Origin of the sequence: Streptomyces sp. NPDC048349, from assembly GCF_040651925.1 — a bacterium.
Taxonomy (GTDB): domain Bacteria; phylum Actinomycetota; class Actinomycetes; order Streptomycetales; family Streptomycetaceae; genus Streptomyces.
Window position 1 is genome coordinate 60,252 of record NZ_JBEZLA010000011.1, and the last position, 24,945, is coordinate 85,196.

Consider the following 24,945-nt stretch of genomic DNA (forward strand, 5'->3'; position numbering starts at 1 on the left):
GTTGCGAATTCAAGGGCCTGTTGAATCCCCGCCCGCCAGATGTCTCCGGTCGTCGTCACTAATTCTGCCAGCCGGTCATACTCGGCCAAGGCATTCTCTATTCCAGCCGACGCCCGTCTTCTGCGCGTCCGAATCCGCGGGTACCGCTCACGCCACGATCGGATGGCTGCGATCGCGTCCGCCGAGGTGCACCAGCAGGCCGCGCGCACTTGGTTCTCCAAGGTCACCGGCAACCGTAGGCAGACTCGTTCAGGAAAGTCTCGGTCACGAGAGCCGGGCCAGCGGCCGGGGAAACGTGCAGGCTCCGGGTATGCCGGCCAGAGGCGGTTCCAGCCCCGGGCCTCGAGTTCCCGTCGTACGCCCAGGGTCGCGAGCCTGTCGAGCGTGTCCAGCAGGTCACCGCGGGCACGCATGTCCGCCAGAACTCGCAGTCGTATGGCCCGTACCTCGGCGGGTGTCTTCCCGCAGTTGGACTCTCCGGCGAGCCATCGGTCGTCCGACATGAGACGGATACGGCGCTGCCGCTCCCTTGTCAGAAGATCACACAGTTTTTGTCGAGTGCCGAACGGCAGGCATGCCGTCACTGGAACAGTACCGGCTCTTTCCATGACTGCGATTATTACCGAAGAACCTTGCAAGTTTCAGCGACTCAATTTCGTTGAATCCTGGGCGACTTTGAAAAGGTGCGGCATGGAAGAGATCGGAGCACTCTGACTATCGAGTCGGTCGAAACGACCGCATCACCTGCCACTCAGGCCACAAGAGGAGGCTGTTATGGGTGCTCGCGAGAACCCGACAGTGCTGAATGAAAGGCTCAGCATTCACACCGCTGCCGCCGCTGCCGCACAGTGGGACGAACTGTCATCACGTCATACGGAGCTTTCCACGCTGCTCAAAGGTGTCCAGGGCCGCCTGGGCCTCGCCGACCCTGCGGCCCTCGACGCCCTTTCCGGCGGGGTCGTCGGCTATAGCGCGGAAACGATTCTGAGCGGCAACGTACCCGTACCGTCGAGTCTCGCGGGCACGGAAAAGGGCACAGAGGTGAACAAGCTCACCGCCACCATCGTCGCCAAAACCTACGAGGGCGCGGGCAGTGAACAGGTGGCGGCCTGTGCCACCGTCCTGCGGGGCGACCCGAGTGGGGAGGAGATCGTCGACGCTTTCGTCCTCGTCGGGCAGAAAGGTTCCCTCATCGACACCACCACGGAACTGGTAGCCGGCAAGGCAGGGACACTGGTTCCCAGGGACGGCTGGTGGGACGCGCTCACGAGGTGCCTCGGAGGTTGTGGCTCCACGTGCCTGAGTGCCGCAATCGGCTGTCCCAAGACGAGTTGGCAGATATTCCTCGTCTGCCTCGCCGGCCGCTGCGGACTCTGCGTGGTCAAATGCGCCGCCTGTGCGACGTGCGACTGCACGTGGTGGTGCCGGGTCGGCGTCGGCTGCTGCAACCACTGATCGAGGAGGTCTCAGCGTGAACAGCGTTCAATGGCTGCAAGTCCCGACGCTCCCGCCGGAGACGGGGAGCGGCTCACCCAGCCCCAAGTACGACGTCGGCAGTGCGGTCGTCGTGCACGGCGAAGGCTCGGCGTACGTCGCACTGGCCGACGAGGCCCTCGCCGCGGCGCTCCTGGCCCACGGAGACGTACAGCTACTCACCGCCGAACACAGACAGCAGATCGAGCCTGCTCCAGGCCTTCCCCTGACCTGGGAGCAGCTGGAGGAGCAGGTATCCGCTCTGGGAGCCGGGCGCCATCCGCACCACCGCTCGGTGGGGCTGGGTGACGTCATAGCAGCGATCACCCGGCGCGTGCGCATCCCCGAATGCGGAAGCTGCGCTCGGCGTCGCCAGGGGCTGAACCGGATCACGGTATGGGGCTGGTGGCGCGACCGCCCGGCCCAGGCGACCGGATAGGCGAAGTTCCCTTGCCTCGGAGGGCCACGGATCGCCAACGCGCCCGCTCTTCCGCATCAGGGTGGCCCGGCCTGGCGCCGGGCCACCCTGAGGCATGAGAGGCAGCGCCACTGACGGAGGTTCTGAGTGACCTCAGGCCGCCGCCGACGATGCAGTGGGGAGGGGCAACCCGCCGCCGATGCCGACCAGCTGACCGGCTGACCGGCCGGGGGCACGCGAGGGCGGCCAGGCCGGCGGTCCGGTCGTGCTTCCGGGCACGGGGCTCGGAAGCACGACCGGACGAGGGCCGTACCGCTGTCTGCCGGTTAGCCGGTGAGCCGGTTAGTAGCAGCGGCACTTGCGCAGGAACTTGCGCCAGTTGCTAGCCAGCCGGGACCAGGTGGCATAGGCCCCGTCCTTGTAGATGCGCTTGTTCATGTACCGGTCGGCGTCGGAGTCGCCGGCGGTATGGCCCTGGACCCAGAGCGTCAGGAAGCCCTTGCCGGGCTGCCCTCCGATCACCCCTCCCTGGGTGAGGGAGAACGAGATCCAGGAGTTGCGCCCGTAGGCGAAGCTGCCGGGCGCGGCGTCCAGGCGCAGGCTCCAGGCGCCGACGTATCCGACGCGGACGTTGAAGTTGTTGATCCAGAGGCTCTTCTTCGTGCCGTAGCCCTTGTAGTCGGCCCGGAGGGGCATGAACTTGCCCTCTTCGCCGTAGTAGATAGCGTCTGCCCGGCCTTTGAGGGGGAAGATCCTCCCGAAGTTCCAGCGGAACAGCATGAAGATCGTTTCCTTGCTGACGAGCGAGAATCCGAGGTTGAAGCTGAACGCGTAGTCCAGCGTCCCCTCGGTGTCGGTGCAGTTGACGGCATCGCCCGAGCAGTAGACGTAGGCGTTCGCGCCGCCGCCCATGACGGGGTCGGTGGACAGGAACCGGCCGGTCCCCGGGTCGTACAGCCGGGCACCCATCAGGGTCAGGCCGGTCGGGGTCTGCGTGGAGCGCTGCGCAGCGCCCAGCCAGCCGTACCGTGCTGCGGGCTGGCCCGGCGCGGGGTTGCCGAACTCGTCGTGGTTCAACACTGCGGGGGCCTGCGCGGGGTCGAGCGGAAGCTGGACGGCGACATCCCCATGGAGGTCGGTCAGCTGCAGCACCGTGTCCCCGGCGGCGCTGGTGGTGGCCGCGAGGCCTCCGCCGAGCGAGCCGACGTAGCGGGTCAGCCCACCTTGGCCGTTCTCGACGGTCCAGCTGGGACGGTCGGAGCCGTCCGCGTAGTGGTGGACCGTCGTCGTCGTTGCCGACCACGTGCCGGCGCTGTTCGTCTCGGTGGTGGCCGACGTGATGCGGTTCGTCGGGTCGAGCTGCCAGGTCTGGCGCTGGTTCCCGGCCGTTTGCCGGTGCACCCGGTCGTTGGCGTAGTAGTCGAGGGACGAGCCTCCCGGCAGTGTGGTGGTCCGGCCGAACCCGTCGTAGGTGTAGCCGGGGTCGACGAGGCGGTCGGCGCTGTCGTAGCTGTGGGCCGTCGTCGTACCGCCGGTGGCCGGGCACAGGCCGTCCGCCAGGCCCGTCGCGCTGCTCTGGGCGGTGCGGTTGGTGTTGCGGTCGAAGGAGTAGGCCCGCCGGGTGCACACGCCGTTGCCGATGTCGTCGACGCCGACGAGGCGGCCGACGCCGTCGTACTGGAAGAACTGCGACGATGCGGCGCCGGCGACGCTGTGCTGGGACGCGACCCGGCCCTGTGCGGAGAAGTCCGCGCGGTCGGAGAGGAGGACCGCGCCGTCGGCATCGCGGGTGTAGATCCGTGCGCCGGCCACTGCGTGGGCGTCCTTGACCTGCCGCATGGTGATTCCCCCCGGCAGGCGTTCCTCACTCAGCACGCCGTCCAGGTCGTAGCTCGCGCTGAATGTACCGGCGGCCGAGTCACGGACCTCGGTGGCCATGCCCCGCGGTTCCTTCACGGTGTCGTAGGTGTACGTCCGCGTGGACGGGACGCTGTCCGACGTCTTCACGACCCGGTCCAGGGCGTCGTACTCGGTGGTGGTCGTACCCGAGCCGGCGTCGGTGTACCGGACCAGGCGTCCCAGGCGGTCGTACGCCGTGGCGATCGCGCCCGAGGCGGACGAGACCTTGGCGATCTTCCCCGAGGCGGGGTCGTACTCGGTGACCACGTCGGGGAGGGGCTCCCCCAGCCCGCCGGTGACTGCCCGCTTGATCGCACGCCCTGCGCCGTCCAGAGTGGTGACGGTGGTCACCGTGCTTCCGTTCGCGGTCTCGGTCAGCTTCACCACCTCGCCGAACTGCCCGTACTCGGTGGTTTTGGTGGCCAACTCGCCGGGGTTGCCGCCACCGCCGGTGATCGGACCCGCCGGGCCCACGGAGCAGGCGAGGTCAGCCCATTCCGGGCGGTTGCCGCAGGGGCCGCTTCCGCCGGCGCTGTAGTAGGCGGTGACGGTCGTGCCGGCGTCCGTGCCGTTGGAGGACGGCATCCGGGTTCTGGTCAGGCGACCGGATGCGTCGTATTCCAAGACCTTGGTCAGGGCCAGTCCGCCCGGGTCCAGGACGATCTTCGTCGCGGCCCCCAGAGGCCAGTCGTACGCGGTGACGGTCACCGCCGGGTCCGCGAGGAGCTGCGGATGGGTGTAGGGCCGGGCTCCGCTGGTCACGGTGGTCGGTTGGTCGCGGATGACGGCGCTTCCGTCGGTGGGCCGGTTCTGGTCGTACTGGGTGACCGTGACGGGATGGGCAACGACCAGGCCCCCGGCGGCGACCACGGGCTCCTGCCCGTCGGTGACGGCCGCGGCTACCCGGACCACCCGCAGGGGCCCGATCTGTTCGAGCTCGCGGACCCCGTCCGCGCTGTAGACCTTCCGGGTGGCGAGATGGTTCGCCCGCTCGGCGGGCGACAGGGCGAGCATCCCCAGCTTCGTCAGCATCTCCTCGTGCCCGTCGGTGACGCCGAGTGCCAGTGCGCGGTTGGCAGCGGTGAGCGCCCAGGTGTTGTTCTGGTGGCGGTCGTACTGTGCGGTCGAGATGCCCCCGCCCGGGTAGGCCATGTTCACCAGTTGGCCGCGCGCGTTGAGGTACTGGACCGTCGCCCGGGCATAGGCGCTGGGCGCAAGCGCCGAGCCGTCGTGCGAGGAAGGAACGACGTCGCCGGCGAAAACGGCCGTGGCCTCTGCGGGGGCGTCCGCCTGGCCCCAGGCGGCAACGTCGCCGCTGCCCATCGGATACGGGCTGGACGTACCGCTCAACGGCACCCCGTACACCAGGGAGGTGACGTTGGTTCCCGCGGGTTGGTCGATGGAGCCCTGCTGCAGGGTCGGCCGGCTTACCGCGAGGAGCATCCCGTCCAGCGCACCCGGCCGGGCCGGGCCGTAGACGAGGGTGTAGGGCAGCTCTCCGGGAACCGCTGTCTGCGTCACGCGCCCGGCAGCGTCGTACTGATATCCCGTCTTGAGCGCGGGCGAGACCCTGGGGTCCCAGACCTCGCGCAGGCGCCCGGCCGCGTCGTAGGCGTACCTGATCAGCGTCGTGGGCGTGGACGTCTGCGCACCGGGCGCAGTAGCCCACACCCGTAGGCCGCTGACCTGGCCCGCCACATCGCCGAACGCGCTGCCGGTGGCCGTGGTGGCGGACGCGTAGACGAACTCGACGACGCGGCAGCCGCGGGCGGCCACGTCGACCTCGCACGTGGCCGCCGACACCGCGGACGTGGGGGCGATGATCCGCACGGGGCGCGCCATCTGCTTGCCGTCCACGGTGACCGATTCGGAGACCACCGTGGTGCCCGAGTCGCCGATGCCCTCACGCATGATGCGCTTGACCCGCCACGTTTCCGCGTCGGGGGCGACCTTGGCGAACGTGATCACCGAGCCGTAGTCCGTGACCAGCTTGAGCTCGCCGGTCAGGGACCCGACGAGCGTGGCCCCCTCCTCGCCCATCTGCGCGACCCAGCCGGTCCTGCTGGCATCGGCGGTGAAGTGAATGGCCTCACCTTCCAGGTCGACGACGTCGAGCGCGTTCTCCGAAACCTGCTCGATGTGGCTGAAGTGGGACTGGCCGACGTCGGCGACGGTGCCCGCCGCCCACTCCTTCCCGAAGATCGGCACCTGGTCGGCTTCGAGGCCGGTGGCCGGCCGCAGCGAGGAGGAGTGGCGCGAGACTTCGACCTCGAATACGGACAGGTCGGTCGTGGTCATGCTGTACTCGCCGGTCAGCAGGTTGACCGAGCCCGGTCCCACCTCGGCCGCTGCGGCGCCGCGAGCGTAGCGATCGACCAGGATCCGGATGGTCTCGCTGGAATCGCTCGCACCGCCCGGGCCGCGGAAGTCGGTCCTGAGTTGTATCTCGCCGCCGGGGTCGACCGTCTCGACCGCATCCCATACTGCGGGTGCGTTCCTGCCGCCGGTCAGGGCGACCGGCCAGGAGCCCAGCGGCTGACCGTTCACTCTCACATGGTTCGTCGGAACCTCCACCCACGGGTCCGCATCCGACCGACGCCACATGAACGTGGCCCGGTCGAAGCGGCCGGCGTCGGCCTCGGCGGCCAGGGGTACGTGACGTGCCGTGCGGTCACCGGGTGCGGGAGTCAGGAACCCGCCCGCCCCGACGTGGAAGGAGTGGACGACGGCCTCGGACTTGTTGTCTGCCCGGTCCACCGTGCGCACCTGCAGGGCATGCGTGCCGTTCTTGTCCGGCGTGATCTGAACCGCCACCGGGTTGGTGCTTCCTCCGGTGGCCACGCGGGTCCAGTCGGTCCCGTTCAGGGTCCATTCCACACCGACCTGCTCACCTGCCGGCGGCGTGATCGTGAAGGTGCCCACCTGGCCCGCGCCCTTGACCCACGACCCGGTCGGGTAATCGGCCGAACCGACGCCCGGGGCGCTGGGCCGGGTCACGTCAGGGATGCTGTCGTACCAACCGGTCCACTGGCGGGCCCAGGTGTTGCCGTCGGCGACGTTGACCCGTATGCCGTACAGGTGGCCTTCCTCGAAGAGCCCCTCGGGCACCTGCCAGGACTGCTGTGAGCCGGCAGGAACGTAGCCGAGGACGAACTGCCGGAGGAACTGTCCGTCCTTCGCGACCTCGACGATCGGCTGCACCAGCCCGCCGTCCGCATCGTTCACGGTGAACGTCGCGCTGGGCCGCACCGAGGAGGTGTACTGCGGGTTCCCCGGTGTGCCGGTGCCGACCGACCCGGCAGGGCCGACGTGCAGGTCGGTGACGTCCGGGTAGGAGTTCCAGACGATGTTCATCTTCGGGTAGGCGCTGGTATTGCCGGAGTAGAAGCGCTTCCACCCGTTGACGTTGGTCTCGTTGACCGCCTTCATGCCCAGGGACAGCGTGGTCCAGCGCTGGTCCATGACCGTCTGGACCGTGCCGGTGACGGTGGCGCTGATCCACGCGTTGTCCGCGTCGCACTGGTGGGCGTCGCCGGTGTCCTTGTCCCGGGTCATGTCACCCGAGGCGGCGAGGCTGTACAACGCGGGCTGGTTGCTCCAGCGGGAGGTGCGGTCCGGAACTCCGGAGACGTACATCTCCCACGGCTGCGGGGTGCAGGTCGCGGAGTGGTAGTTGTTCATGAAGACCCGCGCGTTGCGGATCTGCTTGCCCCACAGGTCGCTCGGCAGCTTGAAGAACATGAAGGTGCGGGCGATCTGTCCCTGCCCGTTGTTCCCGATCTTCAGGTCGGTGCTGTCCGAGTTGTCTTTGTTCCACTCGGTGCCCTGTTGCACGAACGTGTCGAACGACAGACCCCACTCGATCACCGGGTCGATCGTGATCGGGAACTTCGCCTTCGGGTCACGCATCAGCGCGGCGTCCGGGGTCAGCTCGACCGTCACCCCACCGTCGAGGTTCGGTTTCCACGTCATGCCGACTGGGGCGCGGCGCACTTGCTCGGCGGTGACGGGGTCCCGCTCGGAGTCCCACATCACCGCGGCCGGCATACGGCCCTTGACCTCGCCGGACTCGTCGACGAAATCGATCCCGCCGTCCTGCCCGTTGCGTGCGGTCAGGCCCTGGGTGTCGACCGGCAGGACGATCTTGCCGGAGGCGTCGACCGCGGACCGGTTCTTGACCACGACGAAGTACTCGATGCCGGTCGGCATCGACTCCAGCACCAGGTCGACCCCCGGGCGCACATCGCGGTACGTCGCCTTGGAGCCCTCCAGCACCGGCTCGGGCAGCTCGCCCTTCCAGCCCAGCGCGACGGCCTTGCCCTCGTCGCCGACCGTGGCGAGGGACTGCTCCGGGGCCGCCGCGTCCGCACCCAGCGGCCCGGCCCCGGTCGCCTTTCCGTTCGGCGCGCCACCTGCGAACTCGATGTCCGCCGTCGACGCCTTCGGGCGGATCATTCCGTCCGGCGAGCGCACCAGCGTGGTGTCGATCGGCACCCATGTGCCGCCGCGCTTGACCCGCACCGGACCCAGGCCGACCTCCGTGGTCAGCGTGCCGTCCGGGTTCGCCCACGTCGTCGCCGTCTCCGACCGGACTCCCTCGACCTCGACCGGCTTCCCGCGCAACCGGGCGGCCAGCAAGGCGGACGGGGCGTCCTGTACGGCACCGTCCGGTGCCGGCGTGGAGGGCGGCGATACGGCCGCCCGGGCATCGCCCTCGGCGGCGGTCAGCAGGCACGCCCCCAGCACGGCGGCCGTGAGGGCGGCGGTTAAGCGCACACCTGGTGGGCGTGGAGATGACATGGGCCGCCGTCTTCTGATGGCCCAAAACATGTGTAATGGCATGGAACCCCCCTGCGGTACGCGGCACCAACTGCCGCGTTTCAGGGAGCGTATGTATGTTGATCGGTATTGAACATGGTGACAAACATGATTTCGGCGGCGAACTGGGTGAAGTCGTTGATGTCCCCGCTGGTCAGGTCAAAGGCGAGCGGTCTGTCGCATCATCAACTCGCAAAGAGTGTTATCGACAACCTCGTGAATTCTGGGGTCACATGATCGAGGGGTGACCGATTATCGATGTGGGCCGTTTTCCTGCGGGAGCAGCGGCCTCGAAGAGCCGTACGGCTCTGGTCCCCAAACTCCTGTGGTGCGCCCACTCCCTGTGGCCGCCTCACGCTTCACTGGAACATTGGCGTCGCCGAAGTCCCCGTCAATGGGGCCAAAATGATTCAGCTTCAGCTGTACACCCTGGCCGGCTTCGGCCTGCTGCGGAAGCGACCCAACCCAGCGCCACGCCCGAGCCAGAACCCGAGGGAGAGCGCCCGGCCGCATGGAAGTGGGCCCGCGGAGCACACCTTCTGCATGGGAACAGTGGTGCACGTACCGCAGACGAGAGACATGATCGGTGAGGAGTTGTCCGGAGACGAGGCGTGGACCGCGCTGCGCCGCTACGGGGGCCGCCGGCTGGTATCCGACGCGTTCCTGCGCTTCCGGTACGCCGACGGGTTCAGCTTCGCGCGGGCCCTCGCCTTCCAGTTGGTCATCGGGGTGGTGCCGCTCGCCATCGCCCTGGTGGGGGTCTCTGCGGCCGTCCACACCGAAAGCGTCGGACGGCTGATCGAACTGACCTTGGACGAGATCGTTCCGTCGGCGAGCGCCGAGCTCGTGCGCGAGGGCTTGCTGGCCACCCGCACGCATGCCGGTGCCGACACGGCGGGCACCGTGGCCATGTGGCTGGGTCTCGGTTTCGCCGTACTGAACCTCGCATCGGCCATGGGCCAGGTCGAGCGAGGGTGCAACCGCATCTACGGGATCGAGCGCGATCGGCCGTTCCTGGAGAAGTACGGCCGCAGCCTGCTACTGGCAGTCGGTGCGGGCGGGCCGCTGGTGCTCGGCTTCCTCGTGACAGTGGCCGGCGGAGCGGTGGGCAGGGCGGTGGCGGATGTGTTCGGCCGGCCCGGGGCGTGGCTGAGCTGGTGGGATTGGGGAAAGGTCCCGGTGGGCGTGGCACTCGCCTGCATGGCATCGACGGTCATCCTGCGCTGGGCGCCCCGGCGCGACCAACCGGGTTACACCTGGCTGGCGTTCGGGTCCGCCGTACAGCTCGTCCTGTGGATCACTGCCACCTGGCTGCTGGCCCTCTACGTGGGGCACAGCGGGTCCTTCGGTTCGCTGTACGGGCCGCTGACAGCCCTGATGGCCCTGTTCATCTGGGCCAACCTGGCCGGCATCGCGCTCTTCTTGGGCGTGGCCTTCGCCGCCCAACTGGAGGCCGCCCGCGCCGGCATCACCAGGCCCGTGCATCCGGATCCCGGCTCCGGGCCCTGACCGACGGGTTCCGCACTGGCTGGGTGATCACGGCTGTTGGACGGTGCAACCTGCGCGTCGAGGGCTGGGCCGGGCGCACGCGCACATGTACGAACGCCTACCCTGGTGCCCGCCACGTGGCGAAACCGGACAGTGCGACGAACGGGATGTGACAGGTGACGGGGGCGAACGGCGCGGATCTGGTCGGCGAGGTCCTGGGCGGGCGATACCGCGTGACCGCCACGATCGGCCGCGGTGGCATGGGTGTTGTCGCGCGGGCGGTGGACCAGTTGCTGAACCGCGAGGTCGCCGTCAAGGTCCTGCGGGCCTACACCGACGCCTCCCCGGCCGAACTGGCCGATCTGCGGGTCCGGATGCAGAGAGAGGCGCAGGCCGCCGCCCGTATCCGGCACAGCGGTGTGGTCACCGTGCACGATGTGGTCGAGGAGCAGGGGCTGCCGGTCATCGTCATGGAGCTGGTCGACGGGCCCTCCCTCGACGCTGTGCTGGCGGAGCGCGGCTCACTGGATCCGCGGGAAGCGGCCGCGATCGGCGCCGCGCTGATGGGCGCTCTCGACGCGGCACACCGGGCCGGAGTCCTCCACCGGGACGTCAAGCCCGGCAACGTGCTGCTCGAGCGCGGCGGCCGGGTCGTGCTCACCGATTTCGGCATCGCCAGTATGGACAGCTCCGGCGACGAGGCCCTGGCCAAGCTGACCCAGAGCGGTCAGATCGTCGGCTCTCTGGACTATCTGCCTCCGGAGCGCGCACAGGGCCGGGTACCGGGTGCCGCGTCGGACATCTGGGCGCTCGGCATGACGCTGTACGCGGCCGTGGAGGGTGCTTCGCCCTTCCGTCGTACGTCGGTGTGGTCCACTCTGGCGGCGATCGTCGGCGAACCGCTGCCGGAACCCCGGCGAGCAGGAGCGCTCACCCCGGTGCTGCAGGCGCTCATGGCCAAGGACCCGCTGCAGCGGCCCGACGCCGGGCAGGCACGCCAGATGCTTGAGGCGGTCGCCGAGGGCCGGAGCCCGGACCTCGCGGCGACACCGGCGCCCCAGCCGACCGCTCCACCGGGTTTCGGCCCCGCCCCCGCCGCGCCGCTCCCCCAGCCGACCGCTTCGCCGGGCTTCGGTCCGGCCCCCGCCGCGCCGCTCCCCCAGCCCGCCCCCCAGCCCGTCGCTTCCTACCCGGCCGGCGCGTACGCCGCCCCTCCGCTGGCGGCCGCCGCGCAGCCAGGCTTGACGCCCGGCACCCTGCCCGGTCACGACAGTGGTTTCGAGACCCGTGCCGCAACGGTCCACACGCGGCGCCGCCGCACCCGCACCATCGTCGCGGTTGCAGCCGCCACCGTCCTCACGTGCGGCGGAGTCGCCTATGCGCTGATGGACGTACGAGGAGTGGAGGGCGGCGGGTCGAAGGGGGCGCTTCCCGCGGGGAGTACGACCGGCGGCCCGACCTCCCCAGGGGGCCTGACGTCCGTCAGGCCCGGCGAGCTGTCCAACACCCCCTCGAAGAAGGACGAGGGCCGAAAGACAGGTCCCGTGCCGGTGCCCAGCGGCGGAGGTGACAAGCCGACCGGGGGGCCGTCAAGCTCGCCGAAGGCGACGCCCAGTTCCACGGTGAAGGAGCCCACCCCGGTGTCGACGGCGTGCACCGGCTGGGCCCACTCGAACCGCAGCGATGGATACGGCCACGCGGCCCAGGGCACTCACCTCTACACGGGGCCGTACGCGGAGTGCTCCTACGTGACCGAGGTCAAGTCCGGCACGAAGGTCTACTACCACTGCTACGTCACCAATGCCCACGCCAACAAGTGGATCTACGCCCGTATCGCGGGCACGGACACCGAAGGCTGGGTGTTCGGCGACAAATCCACCCTGGACAGCGGCACACTCGCCCGCTGTTGAGACTGATCCGCAGTTCACCGGAGGGGTGAGTCGCGGGTCGCAGACGGGGTGGCGTCCGGGCGCTCCAGACTCTCCCGGCCGTCGAGTCCATGAGGACGGCGGCCGAAGGATCCGATACGAGCGTGATGTTCGGGCGCCGACCGCTGGGCAAAGTTCGAGATACGGGTCGTCTTGTCCGGGTTCACCGGTCCGCCCGACCCCGGTCGGCACCGGGCGGGCCCTGGAGCTCGTGCATGGCCTTGTAGGCTCCGCGCTCGTGGACGACATACGACAGGCAACCATCACCTTCCGCGGAACCCTGACGCGGGAGGAGTTCAACGAGGCTGTTGCAGCCACCGGCGTGTTCCGGCGCCTGCGGTCGCTCATCGTGGTGGCGGCCGTCCTGATGGCGGCGCTGAGCCTGAGGCCCTTCGATCAGGGCGGCCCCATCAATACCGGACTGCTGGCACTCGCTGTCGTTTATGGTGCGCTCGGTCTGGGCCTGCCCCCGCTGCTCGCCGGCCGCGCGTTCCGTGCCGACCAGGCCAAGGGAGAGAAGCTGGCCGTCGCCGATGCCGTCGGCTTCGCGGTCTCCCGGGGGGACGAGGTGCTGATGCGGGTGCCGTGGCGCAACATGTACCGCTCTTACGAGACGGAGCGGGTATACGTCGTGACCGGCCGCCTCGGTTGGAAGGCCTGCCTGCTGATCGTGCCCAAGCGGCTGCTCACCGGGCCCGGCGAGACCGAGCTGATGGGTGTTCTGCTGGAGACCTGCGTCCGCCGGTTCAAGCGTCACCGGATGTAGGGCGGGAGCCGACTCCGACGCCGCGGCAGACGCCCGACCGGGGTCATCGGGCGCGCCTACGACCTGTCGCCGATCGGGTGTTCCGCGGTCCAGGGGGGAGCGGAGGGAGGGCTCACGGATGATGCGGTTCGCCGGATGAACGCCGGGACGTGCCATGTCCGGTGGCGGCACCAGCCGCCACGGGCGACGACGCACCGGGGACGTGCGGACCGGCGACACGGCGGCGCAGGGACGCGAAGGCCACGAGGTAGCAGAGACCGCCGAGCGGCAGGAAGTCCAGGTCCGTCACGATCGCAGCCGTGCCCAGGACGAAGAACACCAGCGAGCGGGCTGCCACCGCGCCCCTGAGCGTGGCGAGCAGGGTGAACACGCCCAGGTAGAGGAAGACCGGTACGACGGTGTACACGACCGGCAGCACCCCCGGTACCTCCTGCACCCGGGCAAAAATCGCGCTCATCTCCGCTTTGTCGGCGGCCCGAAAGCCCACGTAGAGGTCGATCACGGCCTGGGCGGTGGACGCGGCCACGCCCGCCAGTGCGGCCAGCGCCCCGGCCCGGGCCACCCGCCGCCTGGCCGGTCGGGCGGCGACAACTGCCGTGCGGCGCAGGCCCTCGCAGACCACCCCGAAGAGCAGCACCCCCAAGAGGAAGGCGAAGTGCCCGGTGATCCATGCCGCGCCAGGCTCCTTGGACCCCTCTGCGAAGAGGCGGACCGACCCATAGAGCGTGAGCAGGAGGGGTGCCGCGATGAGGGAGAAACGGGTGAGTCGTGCTGCTCGTTCTGTCATGGCCCCACCCTGCCGATCCGACCGTAGGCGCCGCCATCGGTGACTACCCTGACAACTCCCTTACGGGCACGGATGGTTGTGGCGGGTCACGTCAGGGTTGGGCGTCGGGGGCGGGCGCGGGATGTGCGTCCGATGGGGGGCGGTCAGTGGTCACCACGGGGGTGGTTACCTCTTCGAGACCATCGAAATCCCGCCCGCCGCAAGGGAAAACAGGCGAACAAGGGCTTTCCGCACATCCGGGTCTCGATCGATTCGGTCCAGGGATTCCAGCCGTGCCGGATCAAGATCGATCGTGGCAATTGCGCCGCCATCCCGGTCATCCGTGGTCGAGAACAGCGCCAGACATCGGTATGCCCGCACGGCACCTCCTCGCTCCTCTCGCATCAGCGACTGGAGGAGGACGGCGCCTTCCTTGACCTGACTGCGGAGTGCGTCCACCGAGGACCACCGAGTTGCCCATCCTCGCCCCTCGGCCTCCAGTTGGATGGCGAGCAGCGTATCGAAGCTGGTCTGGCACACGCGGAAGTCGGGATCAGTCGAGCGGATCAGCGACATCGGAGACTGCTCCCGGTCGTAGACATCAATATGCAGAGCGTTGCGGGGACTTGGCGCGGGCGTGGGCGTGGTTCGGCGCGGGCGTGGGCGCGGTTCGGCGTGGGCGTGGTTCGATGCGGGCGGCTGCGGCACCGGGTGGGGGACGGAGTCGGGCTGCGGGCCGGCTCATGCGGTGGTCCTCCCTTGCCGGTTCTCGGGCGGCGCCCCGGGGGCGGCGACCGAGGGTGGGACGGTCACGGGGCCGGCGGTCGGGGGTGCCTAGCCGTATGTTGTCTCGGCCACGTCGACCACTCCCGAGCCTTCGCGGCGGATCCGTGCAGTCCCCCAGTCGCCGAGCGGCCCGAGCGCTTGGTTGAGCGTGTGCCCGTGCACGGTCAGCGAGTACTCCACGCGTGGCGGCACCTCGGCGTAGACCTTGCGGTGCACCAGTCCGTCTTCCTCCATCTCCCGCAGGTGCTGGGTGAGCATCTTCTCGCTCACGCCCGGAAGACCGCGACGGAGCTCGGCGAAGCGGCGTACGCGATGGGCGTCGAGTTCCCAGAGGATCAGTCCCTTCCACTTGCCGCTCACCACGTCGAGCGCAGCGTCGATGCCACAGATGTACGGACCGCGCCTCGGCGCCTTGGCCATCGCAGAGCCCCTTACTAAAAGGTAAGTACCGCAGAAGATAGTGGGTACTTCCAAGACTAGTGGCCCTCTCCGAGCATGGAGGGGTGAACGAACACCAGCACCCCACCACCAGTCAGAACAGCGCCGTCACCGTGATCGGGCTCGGCCCGATGGGCCAGGCGATGGCCCGCACCCTCCTCGCCGCCGGACACCCGGTCACCGTCTGGAACCGCACCGCCAGTCGGGCCGCCGACGTCGTCACCGCCGGAGCCACGCTGGCAGCGACACCCAGCGAGGCGGTCGAGGCGAGTGACCTCGTGATCCTGAGCCTCACCGACTACCAGGTGATGTACGACATCCTCGACAGCGCCACCGCATCGCTCGCCGGCCGGACGCTGGTCAACCTGAGCTCGGACACCCCCGACCGCACCCGTGAGGCGGCGGCTTGGGCAGCGGGCCACGACGCCGCCTTCCTCGCCGGAGGTGCCATGGTCCCCGCGCCGATGGTCGGCACGGAGGCCGCCTACGTCTACTACAGCGGGCCGGACCAGGTGATGGAGAAGCACCGGGCGGCGTTGACGCTGCTCGGGACACCAAAGCATCTGGGCGAGGACCCGGGCCTCGCCCAGATGATGTATCAAGCCCAACTCACCGTGTTCCTCGCCACCCTGTCAGCACTGATGCACGCCACCGCGATGCTGGGTACCGCAGGGATGAAGGCCCAGGACGTGCTCCCGGAGTTGCTCTCCTCCGCCGATTCGATCGGAGACATCCTGAGGGCTGGTGAGGAGAACCCCGGTGCCGCGCTCGACGCAGGCGAGCATCCCGGCGACCTCAGCACGGTCACGATGATGGGTGCGACGTCCGACCACATCGTCGATACCAGCGCCTCGCTCGGCCTCGACCTCGCGCTCCCACTGGCCGTGCAGGCCCACTACCGGCGCGCGATTGCGGACGGGCACGGCAGCGACAACTGGACGCGCATCATCGACGGCATCCGCCGACCACGCTGACGACCTCGACGTTCGACAGCGCTGACCGCCTCGCGACAGCGGCTACATGTACGACGCGTTCGAACGGACGGACCACTGCCAAGCCCGGCCCCGCGGGCATCGAGTACGCCGTCAACGAACCCTTGCTCCGCTCGCGGCTGCGGGCTCGCCGCGGCGCGTCCTGGTGGCGATGCTGGAGGGATGAGCGATCACACACCCCCGCCCCGTCCCGCCTCTGACGGCGACGTTCCGACGATCGGAGTGGAGGAGGAGTTCTTCCTCGTCGACCCGCACACACGCCTCATCGTCCCCGCCGGGCCCGCGGTGGCCGCCCGTGCGGCGGGCGAGGTGGGTGATCTGGCGACGAAGGAGTTCGCCCTGTGCCAGGTCGAGGGGCGCACGCGTCCCTGCCGGTCTGCGCGCGAGCTGCGCGGGGAGCTCGAGCAGGTACGGGGGGCGCTGGTCGCGGCGGCCCGCGCCGAGGGAGTACACCTGTGCGCGTCGGGTACGGCGGTCCTGCAGGAGGCCGGACCGGTGCCGGTGGCCGATCATCCCCGCTATCAGGCGGGGCAGCTGCAGTACCGGAGCATGATGGACGACTTCGCCATCAGCGCCCTGCACGTCCACGTCCACCTGCCCGATCGAGAGCTCGCCGTCCTCACGGCCAATCACCTGCGGCCCTGGCTGCCCCTGCTGATCGCGCTGAGCGCCAACTCGCCGTACCACCGGGGGCTGGATACCGGATACGCCAGCTGGCGCGCGGTCATCCGCAGCCGCTTCCCCTGCCTCGGCCCGCCGCCCCGTGCGACCTCATGGCAGGAGCACCAGCGGCTCGCCGTCACGATCGCCAGCACCGAGGCCATGCTGGACGCGGAGACGCCGTACTGGGACCTGCGCCCCAACCCGCGGCTGCCCACCCTCGAGATCCGGGCGATGGACGTGCTCCAGGACCTGGACGAGACCGTCGCCGTCGCCGTCCTCCTGCGCGCCCTCGTCCACACCGCCGCCGACAGGGCGCGACGCGGGGACCCCGGACCGGCCTGGGAGGGCGAGGTCCTGCGGGCAGCGTGCTGGCGGGCCGCCCGCGACGGGTGGAGCGGCGACGGCTTCGACCCGGTGACCGGCCGGGCCCGCCCGGTCTCGGACCTCGCCGACGACCTGCTGGCTCTCACGCGCCCCGCGCTGGAGGAGGCCGGAGACCTGGACGAGGTCACGCGCCTGTTCGAACGGCTCGCCGAGCTCGGGGACGGTGCGGCCAGGCAGCGATCCTGGGCAGCGGGCGGGGCGGGGCCACAGGCGGTCGTGGACCGGCTCGTCCTCGCCACCGCCCGTGGCCGCGGCGCCCGGGGGTAGGCCGGCTCGTCCGGATCTTGCCCGGCCTGCGGCGCCCGGCAAGATCTGCGAGAGACGCAAGATCTGCGAGAGCCGCGAGAGCCGCGAGAGACAGTCCGCAGGGTCTGGGCGCTCGGTCGTGGTCGCCCGGCCTGCGCCCTGCCGCACCCTCCGCGGGGGGCGAGCCCGTCAGTCCGCCCGGCGGGCCAGGCTCGCCATCGGGGCGCGGTGTGTCCAGCCCAGAGCCTCGTACAGGGCCCTGCCGTCGGGCGTGGCCACCAGTACCCCGTCCCGCGCTCCCGCCTCCCACGCGGCGTTCTGCAGCGTGCGCATCACCAGGGCGCCCAGGCCGCGGCGCCGGTGGTCCGGGTCGGTCTCGATCTGGTCCGGCACCGCGGTGCGGCCGGCCAGCCCCACCTGGCCCCTCGCGGCCAGCCGCCCGTCCCCGGCGCGGACCAGGGTCTTGATCACCCCGCCCCGGCTCCAGGACGTCACCGTGTACCCGGTCGGCGGCGGCCCGGCGGGTGCCGGGACGAGCGAACGGGTCATCAGGAAGCCGGCGATGCCCGTCTCCCAGTCGTCCCCCGCCCAGGGCCGCACCACCTCGTCCGGAGCGAAGAGCTTGAGCCAGGTCGCCGGCGGGGCCGTGGCGGCCAGCTTGCGGACGTCGGCCTCCGCCTCCACGGGCGCGGGCACCACGTGCCGGGAAACCTCCTTGGGCAGTCCCACGGCGATGGTCCACCCCCACGGTTCCTCAACCGGGTCGGCCGCGCCCCGCGAGACGACCCAGCCGTCGATCCACTGCTTCACCCAGCCGGTGAGCCCGTCCTCTGACATGCTTCCCCCTGCAATGTAATGCACCTCTTGCTGTAGGGGTCATTACATCATCGGTGTCCCGCGGGGCCCGCCGGTCGAATCCCGCGGACCTCAACATGAGCCGGGCCAGATGACCGACGCGGCTGCCGTGGCCGCTGCGGCCTCAGCCCTTGTTACGGCCTCTGACTGACGGCGTAGGTCGTCTGTACGAAGCCTGCGCCCAGCGCGCGGGTCTCGCGGTGGGTGAGATCGATGTCGTGATCCAGGTGGCCGAACAGGGGAATGCCCGCGCCCAGAAGGACCGGGGCGGTGGTGATGATGAGTTCGTCGAGGATGCCTTCGCGCAGGAACGTCTGGACCATCTGCCCGCCGTCCACGTACACGTTCTTCGCTCCCTCGGTGGCCAGGGCCTCAAGGACGGCGTCCAGGCTGCGGTGGACGGTGACGTTCGCGTCCTGCGTCGTCAGCTGGGTGCTCAGGACGGCGACGCGCTTGCCTTCGTAAGGCCAGAATCCGAAGGTGAGGATCTTTTCGTAGGTGTTGCGGCCCATCACCAGGGTGTCGATGCCGGCCATGAACGCCTCGTACCCCATGTCACCAGCCTGCGCGCCGCGTTCATTGAGCCAGTCGATGTCACCGTCCGGGCGGGCGATGAACCCGTCCAGGCTCGTGCCGATGTAGACCAGCGTACGGAAGGCACGCTCAGGGGCTCCGGGAGTGGAGGAGGTAGTCATGACGGTCTGGCTCCTTGCTCGAGAAAGGGAAACGGAGGTCACGGGGTGGCGCGATGAGATGCGAGAACGGCTTCCAGAGCGGCGCGTTGCCGTTCGGCGAGGGCGCCCCGTCGGTCGACCGCCCAAAGCACGGCGACGCCCGTCGTCGCGGCCTGCACCGTCGCGGCCAGGGCGGTGGTGTCCGTGTCCGGCTCCAGCTCGCCCGCATCCTTGGCATGACCCAGCAACTCGCCGATCCGGCGGGACTGCGCCTGCTGGGAAGCGAGGGCACAGTCACGGAACTGCGGGTCATCCAGATCCGCGCACAGGAACGCGAGATGGTTGGCGAACGCCTCGGGGCTGGTGGCCACCGCCCAGGTTTCGTCGAACAGCGCCGCGAGCGCCGCCAACGGGGAGTCATGTGCGGCACGTACGCCCTCGTACACGGCGTCGGCGTCCTTCGCCGTGTGCTCGGCCAGCGCCAGCAGCAGGCCACGCTTGGAACCGAAGCGCTGCACCAACGTACCCGGAACCAACCCGACCTCCCGCGCCAGCACGGCCAGGGTCAGCTTTGCCGGGCCCGTGCGGCCCATCACGTCCACTGCCGCCCGCAAGATCGCCGCGTCATCGATACCTCTTGGGCGCCCCGCCACGACCCACCTCCCGCTTTAATAAATGCCTGTTCATTTATTAAAGCTGAGCGGTGCAGGCCTTGCAACCCATCAGTGAGGACTTGGCAGGGTCCGTTGCCGCAGACCGGGGCCTCAGGCGGCGAACGGGTTGGTGTGGCCGGGCAACTGCTGCCCGGGCCGCAGGAACCGCTGGCGGCCCTGTTCGTCGCGCACCGCGAGGAACCCGGCGTCCGTCAGCCGCTGTGTGATCTTCGCGCGGCGGATCGCGCCCACCTTGAACGCCACGGTGAAGAGCACCGCGACCGCCCCGCCGGATGCGACCGCTTCGACGGGCGGCCTGTCGAGGAGCATGAGGAGGGTAAGGACCGCGCAGCCGAGGTAGCCCAGCACCTTCTGCCTCCGGTCGGCGACGTACTGGGCCATGACGTCGAAGGTGATGAGGTCCTTGAGTACGGCCACGGCGCCGACCGCTTCGGGAAGCGGCTTCAGCAAGCCCTGCTCGAGCCCCGGCACCGTCCCGCCGTTGCCCGCCTGCGGATGGGCGGCGATGGTGGCCGCCTCGCGGACGCGCGCGTCGGGCTGCGGGTCCCGGTACATCCGGACCTGGACGAGCGAGTTCTTGAAGCCGGTCTTGTAGGCCATGGCGTAGGTATAACCGTACTGCTCCGCCACGTGCGCCAGGGCGGCTGCCTTCGACGTGGAGCCCTGGGGGGCGATCTCGATGACGGTCTGCTGACGGGCGATCTGCTGGAGCATCCCCGCTATGTGACGTTCTATGGACATCCTGTTCCCCGCCCCTCGGGACCCCGCGCCCGGAGCCGACCGGCACTCAGCCTAGGGGGTGCGCCACCGAGCGGCACACGCGAGGTCCCCCGGTCAGGGATCGGGACGGCCTCGCCTCCGGCCGGGGGCGCTACGGCACGTTGCAGACCATGGCGATGCGCTGGACCTGGCTCGTGCCCTCGGCTCCAGCCGCAGGAGTCCGGAAAGCATGTCGAACAGTTCGTCAGTACCTGCGCCTGAGCCGTTCACGACATGTCTGGCCATGTAGGTGAGAACGGCTCGCACCGAGAGGTCTCGCGCCGACGTGCTGGGACGCCAGACGGGGGAGGCGGCTCGCTCCGTTGGGCGAGGCCGGTAGGCCGGACCGGACCAGGGGTGGTCGGCTGGCTCCAGCGCCGGGGCACCGGATGAGTGCTTCCGGCGTAGAAGGAGGAGCACCCGATGTTCTGGCAGTGGTTCCGATATAGCGGGCCGGTCACGCTTCAGTGGCGGTCACAATCCGACCGGCCGGCCGGTCATTCCCATCCCCTCCCGCAGCCGGGGCGCTTCCGCCGGAGGCGGCTCGGGCTGTGGGCACTGCTGCTGGCGGCACTCATGCCGGTCCTGCCGGCAACAGGCGCCCAGGCCGTCCCCCGTCATCCCCAGGTCCTCGTGGCGCCCCACGACGACGCCGACTCCCTGCCGGACGGGACCGAAGACCGGCTCAGCAGTCCGACGACCACGCCCCTCGGGTCGTTCGGCGGCATCCGCTACGTTCAGTACGACGGTGTGTTCGAAGGGCGGACGTCCACCGGCCGGTTCCGCGTGCCCTACCGGATCAGCGCCCCGGCCGAACCGCGCCGCTCCAACGGCACGGTGCTCGTGGAGCCGCCGCACTTCGTGGTGGGCCTCGGCACGCTCAACGTCTACCTCGGCAGGGACTTCCTGTTCCGCCGCGGATTCGTACACGCCGGCGTCGGCTGGAGCACGCTCGGCAACCGCATCCTCGACCCGTCCGTCCCCGGCACGTTCATCGAGGGGGGAATCGAGGAGGACGGAGGGAGGGTTGACGACGAGATCATCACCGACTTCGCCAAAGCGCTCTTCTCCGGCGGCCGCTCGATGGTCGGAAAAGTGTCCCGGACGTACGTTACGGGCTTCTCCGACAGCTCGTACCCGATCCTCCGCCTGGTTCATGCCGGCGCCGCCGCGGGCGTGTTCGACCTGGCCGTGCCGATCACCACGGAGGGCTTCGACCCGCAGGCCGACCTGGCGGCCGGCCGCTTCGACGGCAAGATCGTCATCGTGAACTCGGAAGCTGACGACTCCACGAACCTGACCGACCGAGGCGCCGCTCTGAACCGCTACCGCTTCTACGTCGTCGCGGGCAGTCCGCACATCCCGGATCCGCTGGACGCGCCGCTGGACCTGCCGTTCCCGGTGAGGCAGACGACACCGGCCTCCTTCGTACCCGCGCTGCGCGCGCATTTCCTGCAGGGGCATGACTGGGTCCGCAAGGGATCTCCGCCGCCGACGAGTACGCAGCTGCGTACTCAGAACGGCACCGTCGTCCGCGACGCCATCGGCAACGCGATCACCGAGGACCGCACCGGCCGACGGGTGCCCCGGCTGCCATTCGTCGAACTCGGCGAGGCGCGCTACATCTCCGGCTTCGTCGGCAGCTACGACAACGTGCGCACCGTGCAGCAACTCGGCTTCAGCTCCCACGAGGCCTACGCCAAGGCCTTCGCCGCCGAAGTCCGCGACTACCAGAAGGCCCGCTACATCCTGCCCGAGGACGCCGCCGACATGCGCCGGCGGGCACAGCTGTGCCCGCCGCTGACGTTCACCGAGACCTACCGCGACCACTACACCGAATTCGTCGCGATCCAGCCCTGCACGGCCGCGGCCCGCTGAGCCCCCGGCCGTGTCCACCCGGCCGGTGATGCATACGCTGTCCGCCCGTCCGCCCACCGGCGCTCCACCGCCGCCCTCGTATGTCCGCCGGGACGTACGGGGGCGGGGTGGCCAAGCCGAGGGTGCATGCGGGGTCAGGCGGCTTGGGTGAGGTCATCGGCAGCCTTGCCGCTCTGGGAGTCGATCACGGTGGCGACCGCTCTGAGACCTTGCCCAGGTCACGGCACTTCGAGGGCGGCTCGCTCGGCACCGAGCCGATAGGGCCGCTGAGCAGAAAACCGCGTCCGGCCGGGCACCCGACCCAAGCCGGTCACCGCAAGCCCGACACACCCGCTCGGCGCCTTCCGACACCAACCCAGCCCAGAGCCATGAGCCCCTCAAATCCGGGGTTCAGACACAGGTACTCATCGGCGAGGACCAGACGGGCCCCGCATGCGGGGCCAGGACCCGGCGGCGGCATGGCGGAACCGTCTGGCCGTGCAACGGGGTGACGCCTGGCGACGGGGACGGGCCCCGTCGGGGGGTGAGGGTGTGCGCCGAGTGGTGGAGCATCGGCTTGCTGGTGTGCGGGCACTGGTTGAGGATCAGATTACGGGATGTACCGCCTATATACAGGGATGCCTTGATTCGCGGCGTGTCGTCCTCTGCCTGTCTGCTCGACCTCATGAGGAGTGGCCATGGAAGCCAGCACGCTGAGCCGTCGGCGGCTGTTGTGGGGTGCCGTCGGTGCGGCGGCTACGGCTCTGGCCGCGGTGGAGCTGCCCCGGCTGATGGGGTCCGAGGCGAAGGTGAAGACTGCGCTGCCGAGCACTGGGCGCAAGGCCCCCGTCGCCGCAGCCGGGCCGCCTGCGACCCGGCGTCGGGAAGCCCTGGTGGACTACGCTCCCGCCGTCTGGGTCGAGGCCTCCGAGTCCAACTACACGTCCTGCGACCGCCCCGAGGACTATCCCGTCGAATACGTCGTCATTCATCTGACAACGGACCCCTTGCCGATCATGCTCTCCAAGTTCAAGGACCCCGCCGAGAGGGTGTCCGCACACTATGTGGTCAGCGCAACCGGCAGGCGGATCGCTCAGTGCGTGCGCGAGCGCGACGTTGCCTGGCACTCCGGCAGTGTTTGGTACAACTACCGGAGCATCGGTATCGAGCACGAAGGCTGGATCGACCAGCCTGTTTACACCGACGGGATGTACGAGGCATCCGCCGTGCTCACGGCCACGATCTGCGCGAAGTACGACGTGCCGGTGGACCGCGACCACATCCTGGGTCACGTCGAGATCCCGCTGTCCACCCACGAGGATCCCGGGCCGGTGTGGAACTGGGACGCGTACATGAAGCTCGTCGAGACCGCCCACCGGCGCCTCAGGGCCTGACACTGCGCCGGCCTCGTCACGCGGGTTTGCCGTCGCCGTAGAGCCACGAGTCCCAGATCGAGTCGAGGTCCCGGCCGGCCTTGGCCTCCGCATACGCGGTGAAGTCGTCCGTGGAGGCGTGGCCGTGGCGGTGGCGCAGGGTCCAGCCCCGTACCAGGGTGCGAAAGGCCTTGTCGCCCACGGCCTGGCGAATCTTGTGGATCACCATCGCACCGCGCACGTACACCGGCTGGCCGGAGATGTCCGAGGCACTCGGCGGCTCGGCGGGCGGGAAGTCCCACTCGTCGTCGTCCGCGGCCTTGGCGTGGTTGCGGTCGAAGTGGTCCTGGGCACTGGCTCCGCCGTGGTCCTCGGTCCACAGCCACTCCGCATAGGTCGCGAAGCCCTCATTGAGCCACATGTCCCGCCAGGTCCGCGGGGTGACGGAGTTGCCGAACCACTGGTGGGCCAGTTCGTGCACCACGTTGGTGGTGTGGAAGATGTCGGCCGGAATGGTCGGCCGCGTCTGGGTCTCCAGGGCGTAGGGCACATCGGCCGCCTGATCGACGATCACCCCGGCAGCGGAGAAGGGGTAGGGACCGAACCTTCCCTCGGCCCATTCCATGATCTCGGGGAACCTGCCGAGGACCGCCCCGGCCTCGTCCACGCCGGCGGTCGTGTCCATCGCCGACACGACCGGGACGCCCGATCGGGTCCGGGAGGTCGTGATGTCGTAGGTGCCGATGGCCACGGTCGCCACATAGCTGGCCATGGGCTCGGCCTGGTGCCAGTGGAAGGTGGCCCGGTCGCCGCTGGTGCGCCGGGCGCGCAGCCGCCCGTTGGAGATCGCCTGCACCCCCTTGGGGACCGTGACGATGATGTCGTACGAGGCCTTGTCCGAGGGATGATGGTTGCCCGGGAACCAGGACATCGAGCCCGTCGGCTCGCCGAAGGCGACTGCTCCGTTGTCCGTCTGCAACCACCCTTCACGCCACCCGTTGTCATGGGTGATCGACTCCGGCGTGCCCGCGTAGTGCACGACGGTGCGGAAGGCGGCGCCCTTCCTGAGGTGATCGCGCGGCTGCAGGGTCAGCTCCTGCCCGTCCTGGCGAACCCGCGCCTTGCGGCTGTCGACGGTGGCGTTCAGCACCTGCATGCCGAGGAGGTCGAGATTGAAGGAGCTGAGGTCCGCAGTGGCCTTCGCGCTGATCTCCGCAGTGCCCTCGAGGCGGCCGCTGCCGGGGTCGTAGGCCAGGGTCAGGGCGTAATGGGTGACGTCGTAGCCGGCGTTGCCGAGTCCCGGGAAGTACCGGTCACCGGCTCCCGAGGCAGCGGCCTTCCCGCCCCGGAACTCCGTGCGAGGTGCCGCCGTCCGAGCAGTGTCCACGCCGGCACGCGTACCCGCCCCCGCGCCTGCGCCCGTACGGACCCCCGTCCCACCGACGCCACGGCCATCGGACTCCGAACACGCGGAAAGTGCGACGAGCAGGCCCGCGACCGCCAAGGCGGCCAGCCGTCCGGAAGTCTTCACGCAGCCGATCATGACCCAGCCCCCGAGCGTCCCGACCCCGCCGCGCCGTCCCCATCGCCCCTCCGGCGGAGCGGCCAGGGGCGTGTCTGGATGCCGGTAAGGCAGTGTGCAGCCCTCGGAGTCGCTGCGCAGCGCTTCGCCCCGGGATGTCTCCTCG

General features: G+C 69.7%; 19 protein-coding genes. 10 read left to right on the forward strand and 9 right to left on the reverse strand.

Going from position 1 to position 24,945, the window contains the following annotated elements; genetic code table 11:
- Nucleotides 1-774 precede the first annotated feature (774 nt).
- Both AB0D44_RS09235 and AB0D44_RS09240 read left to right on the forward strand, forming a co-directional pair.
- A complete protein-coding gene (locus AB0D44_RS09235) occupies nt 775-1,455 on the forward strand; it encodes a hypothetical protein (RefSeq protein WP_362586757.1) in 681 nt (226 codons plus the stop codon).
- 16 nt (nt 1,456-1,471) lie between these two features.
- On the forward strand, nt 1,472-1,912 hold the full coding sequence (locus tag AB0D44_RS09240; protein ID WP_362586760.1) for a hypothetical protein: 441 nt from the start codon (nt 1,472-1,474) through the stop codon (nt 1,910-1,912).
- Between the two features lie 321 nt (nt 1,913-2,233).
- Here the strand turns inward: AB0D44_RS09240 and AB0D44_RS09245 are convergent, their stop codons facing one another.
- On the reverse strand, nt 2,234-8,566 hold the full coding sequence (locus AB0D44_RS09245; RefSeq protein ID WP_362586762.1) for a DNRLRE domain-containing protein: 6,333 nt from the start codon (nt 8,564-8,566) through the stop codon (nt 2,234-2,236).
- A 119-nt stretch (nt 8,567-8,685) separates the two neighbouring features.
- Here AB0D44_RS09245 and AB0D44_RS09250 point away from each other — a divergent pair, with 119 nt between their 5' ends.
- From AB0D44_RS09250 to AB0D44_RS09265, 4 genes are all read left to right on the forward strand, one after another.
- Nucleotides 8,686-8,856 (forward strand): hypothetical protein, encoded by a 171-nt coding sequence (locus tag AB0D44_RS09250; protein ID WP_362586765.1) that lies wholly within the window; start codon nt 8,686-8,688, stop codon nt 8,854-8,856.
- A gap of 295 nt (nt 8,857-9,151) precedes the next feature.
- Nucleotides 9,152-10,117: a YihY/virulence factor BrkB family protein gene (locus tag AB0D44_RS09255; protein WP_362586768.1), complete on the forward strand. Its 966-nt coding sequence runs from the start codon at nt 9,152-9,154 to the stop codon at nt 10,115-10,117.
- A 155-nt stretch (nt 10,118-10,272) separates the two neighbouring features.
- Nucleotides 10,273-12,006, forward strand: a complete 1,734-nt coding sequence (locus AB0D44_RS09260; protein ID WP_362586771.1) for a serine/threonine-protein kinase — start codon at nt 10,273-10,275, stop codon at nt 12,004-12,006.
- A gap of 256 nt (nt 12,007-12,262) precedes the next feature.
- A complete protein-coding gene (locus AB0D44_RS09265; protein ID WP_362586774.1) occupies nt 12,263-12,790 on the forward strand; it encodes a hypothetical protein in 528 nt (175 codons plus the stop codon).
- 112 nt (nt 12,791-12,902) lie between these two features.
- Here AB0D44_RS09265 and AB0D44_RS09270 read toward each other — a convergent pair whose 3' ends face one another.
- The 3 genes from AB0D44_RS09270 to AB0D44_RS09280 all read right to left on the reverse strand — a co-directional run bounded on the left by AB0D44_RS09270 (nt 12,903) and on the right by AB0D44_RS09280 (nt 14,762).
- Nucleotides 12,903-13,577, reverse strand: a complete 675-nt coding sequence (locus AB0D44_RS09270) for a hypothetical protein (RefSeq protein ID WP_362586777.1) — start codon at nt 13,575-13,577, stop codon at nt 12,903-12,905.
- A gap of 165 nt (nt 13,578-13,742) precedes the next feature.
- Nucleotides 13,743-14,132 (reverse strand): hypothetical protein, encoded by a 390-nt coding sequence (locus AB0D44_RS09275; protein WP_362586780.1) that lies wholly within the window; start codon nt 14,130-14,132, stop codon nt 13,743-13,745.
- A 258-nt stretch (nt 14,133-14,390) separates the two neighbouring features.
- The gene (locus AB0D44_RS09280; RefSeq protein ID WP_362586783.1) at nt 14,391-14,762 is read right to left on the reverse strand and encodes a helix-turn-helix domain-containing protein; all 372 of its coding nucleotides are present in this window, start codon (nt 14,760-14,762) and stop codon (nt 14,391-14,393) included.
- Between the two features lie 83 nt (nt 14,763-14,845).
- Here AB0D44_RS09280 and AB0D44_RS09285 point away from each other — a divergent pair, with 83 nt between their 5' ends.
- The gene (locus tag AB0D44_RS09285) at nt 14,846-15,754 is read left to right on the forward strand and encodes an NAD(P)-binding domain-containing protein (RefSeq protein WP_362586786.1); all 909 of its coding nucleotides are present in this window, start codon (nt 14,846-14,848) and stop codon (nt 15,752-15,754) included.
- 180 nt (nt 15,755-15,934) lie between these two features.
- Nucleotides 15,935-17,086 (forward strand): glutamate--cysteine ligase, encoded by a 1,152-nt coding sequence (locus AB0D44_RS09290; RefSeq protein WP_362586789.1) that lies wholly within the window; start codon nt 15,935-15,937, stop codon nt 17,084-17,086.
- A 168-nt stretch (nt 17,087-17,254) separates the two neighbouring features.
- Here the strand turns inward: AB0D44_RS09290 and AB0D44_RS09295 are convergent, their stop codons facing one another.
- The 4 genes from AB0D44_RS09295 to AB0D44_RS09310 all read right to left on the reverse strand — a co-directional run bounded on the left by AB0D44_RS09295 (nt 17,255) and on the right by AB0D44_RS09310 (nt 20,009).
- The gene (locus tag AB0D44_RS09295; RefSeq protein WP_362586792.1) at nt 17,255-17,902 is read right to left on the reverse strand and encodes a GNAT family N-acetyltransferase; all 648 of its coding nucleotides are present in this window, start codon (nt 17,900-17,902) and stop codon (nt 17,255-17,257) included.
- A 152-nt stretch (nt 17,903-18,054) separates the two neighbouring features.
- Entirely contained in the window at nt 18,055-18,615 is a 561-nt protein-coding gene (locus AB0D44_RS09300; protein WP_362586795.1) for a dihydrofolate reductase family protein, read from the reverse strand.
- 38 nt (nt 18,616-18,653) lie between these two features.
- The gene (locus tag AB0D44_RS09305) at nt 18,654-19,247 is read right to left on the reverse strand and encodes a TetR/AcrR family transcriptional regulator (protein WP_362586798.1); all 594 of its coding nucleotides are present in this window, start codon (nt 19,245-19,247) and stop codon (nt 18,654-18,656) included.
- Between the two features lie 111 nt (nt 19,248-19,358).
- The gene (locus AB0D44_RS09310; protein WP_362586801.1) at nt 19,359-20,009 is read right to left on the reverse strand and encodes a hypothetical protein; all 651 of its coding nucleotides are present in this window, start codon (nt 20,007-20,009) and stop codon (nt 19,359-19,361) included.
- 441 nt (nt 20,010-20,450) lie between these two features.
- Here AB0D44_RS09310 and AB0D44_RS09315 point away from each other — a divergent pair, with 441 nt between their 5' ends.
- Nucleotides 20,451-21,905 (forward strand): alpha/beta hydrolase domain-containing protein, encoded by a 1,455-nt coding sequence (locus tag AB0D44_RS09315; RefSeq protein WP_362586803.1) that lies wholly within the window; start codon nt 20,451-20,453, stop codon nt 21,903-21,905.
- A gap of 677 nt (nt 21,906-22,582) precedes the next feature.
- Complete coding sequence (locus AB0D44_RS09320; RefSeq protein ID WP_362586805.1) at nt 22,583-23,278, forward strand: peptidoglycan recognition family protein; 696 nt, start codon at nt 22,583-22,585, stop codon at nt 23,276-23,278.
- Between the two features lie 16 nt (nt 23,279-23,294).
- Here the strand turns inward: AB0D44_RS09320 and AB0D44_RS09325 are convergent, their stop codons facing one another.
- Nucleotides 23,295-24,644: a M1 family metallopeptidase gene (locus AB0D44_RS09325; protein ID WP_362586808.1), complete on the reverse strand. Its 1,350-nt coding sequence runs from the start codon at nt 24,642-24,644 to the stop codon at nt 23,295-23,297.
- Nucleotides 24,645-24,945 lie beyond the last annotated feature (301 nt).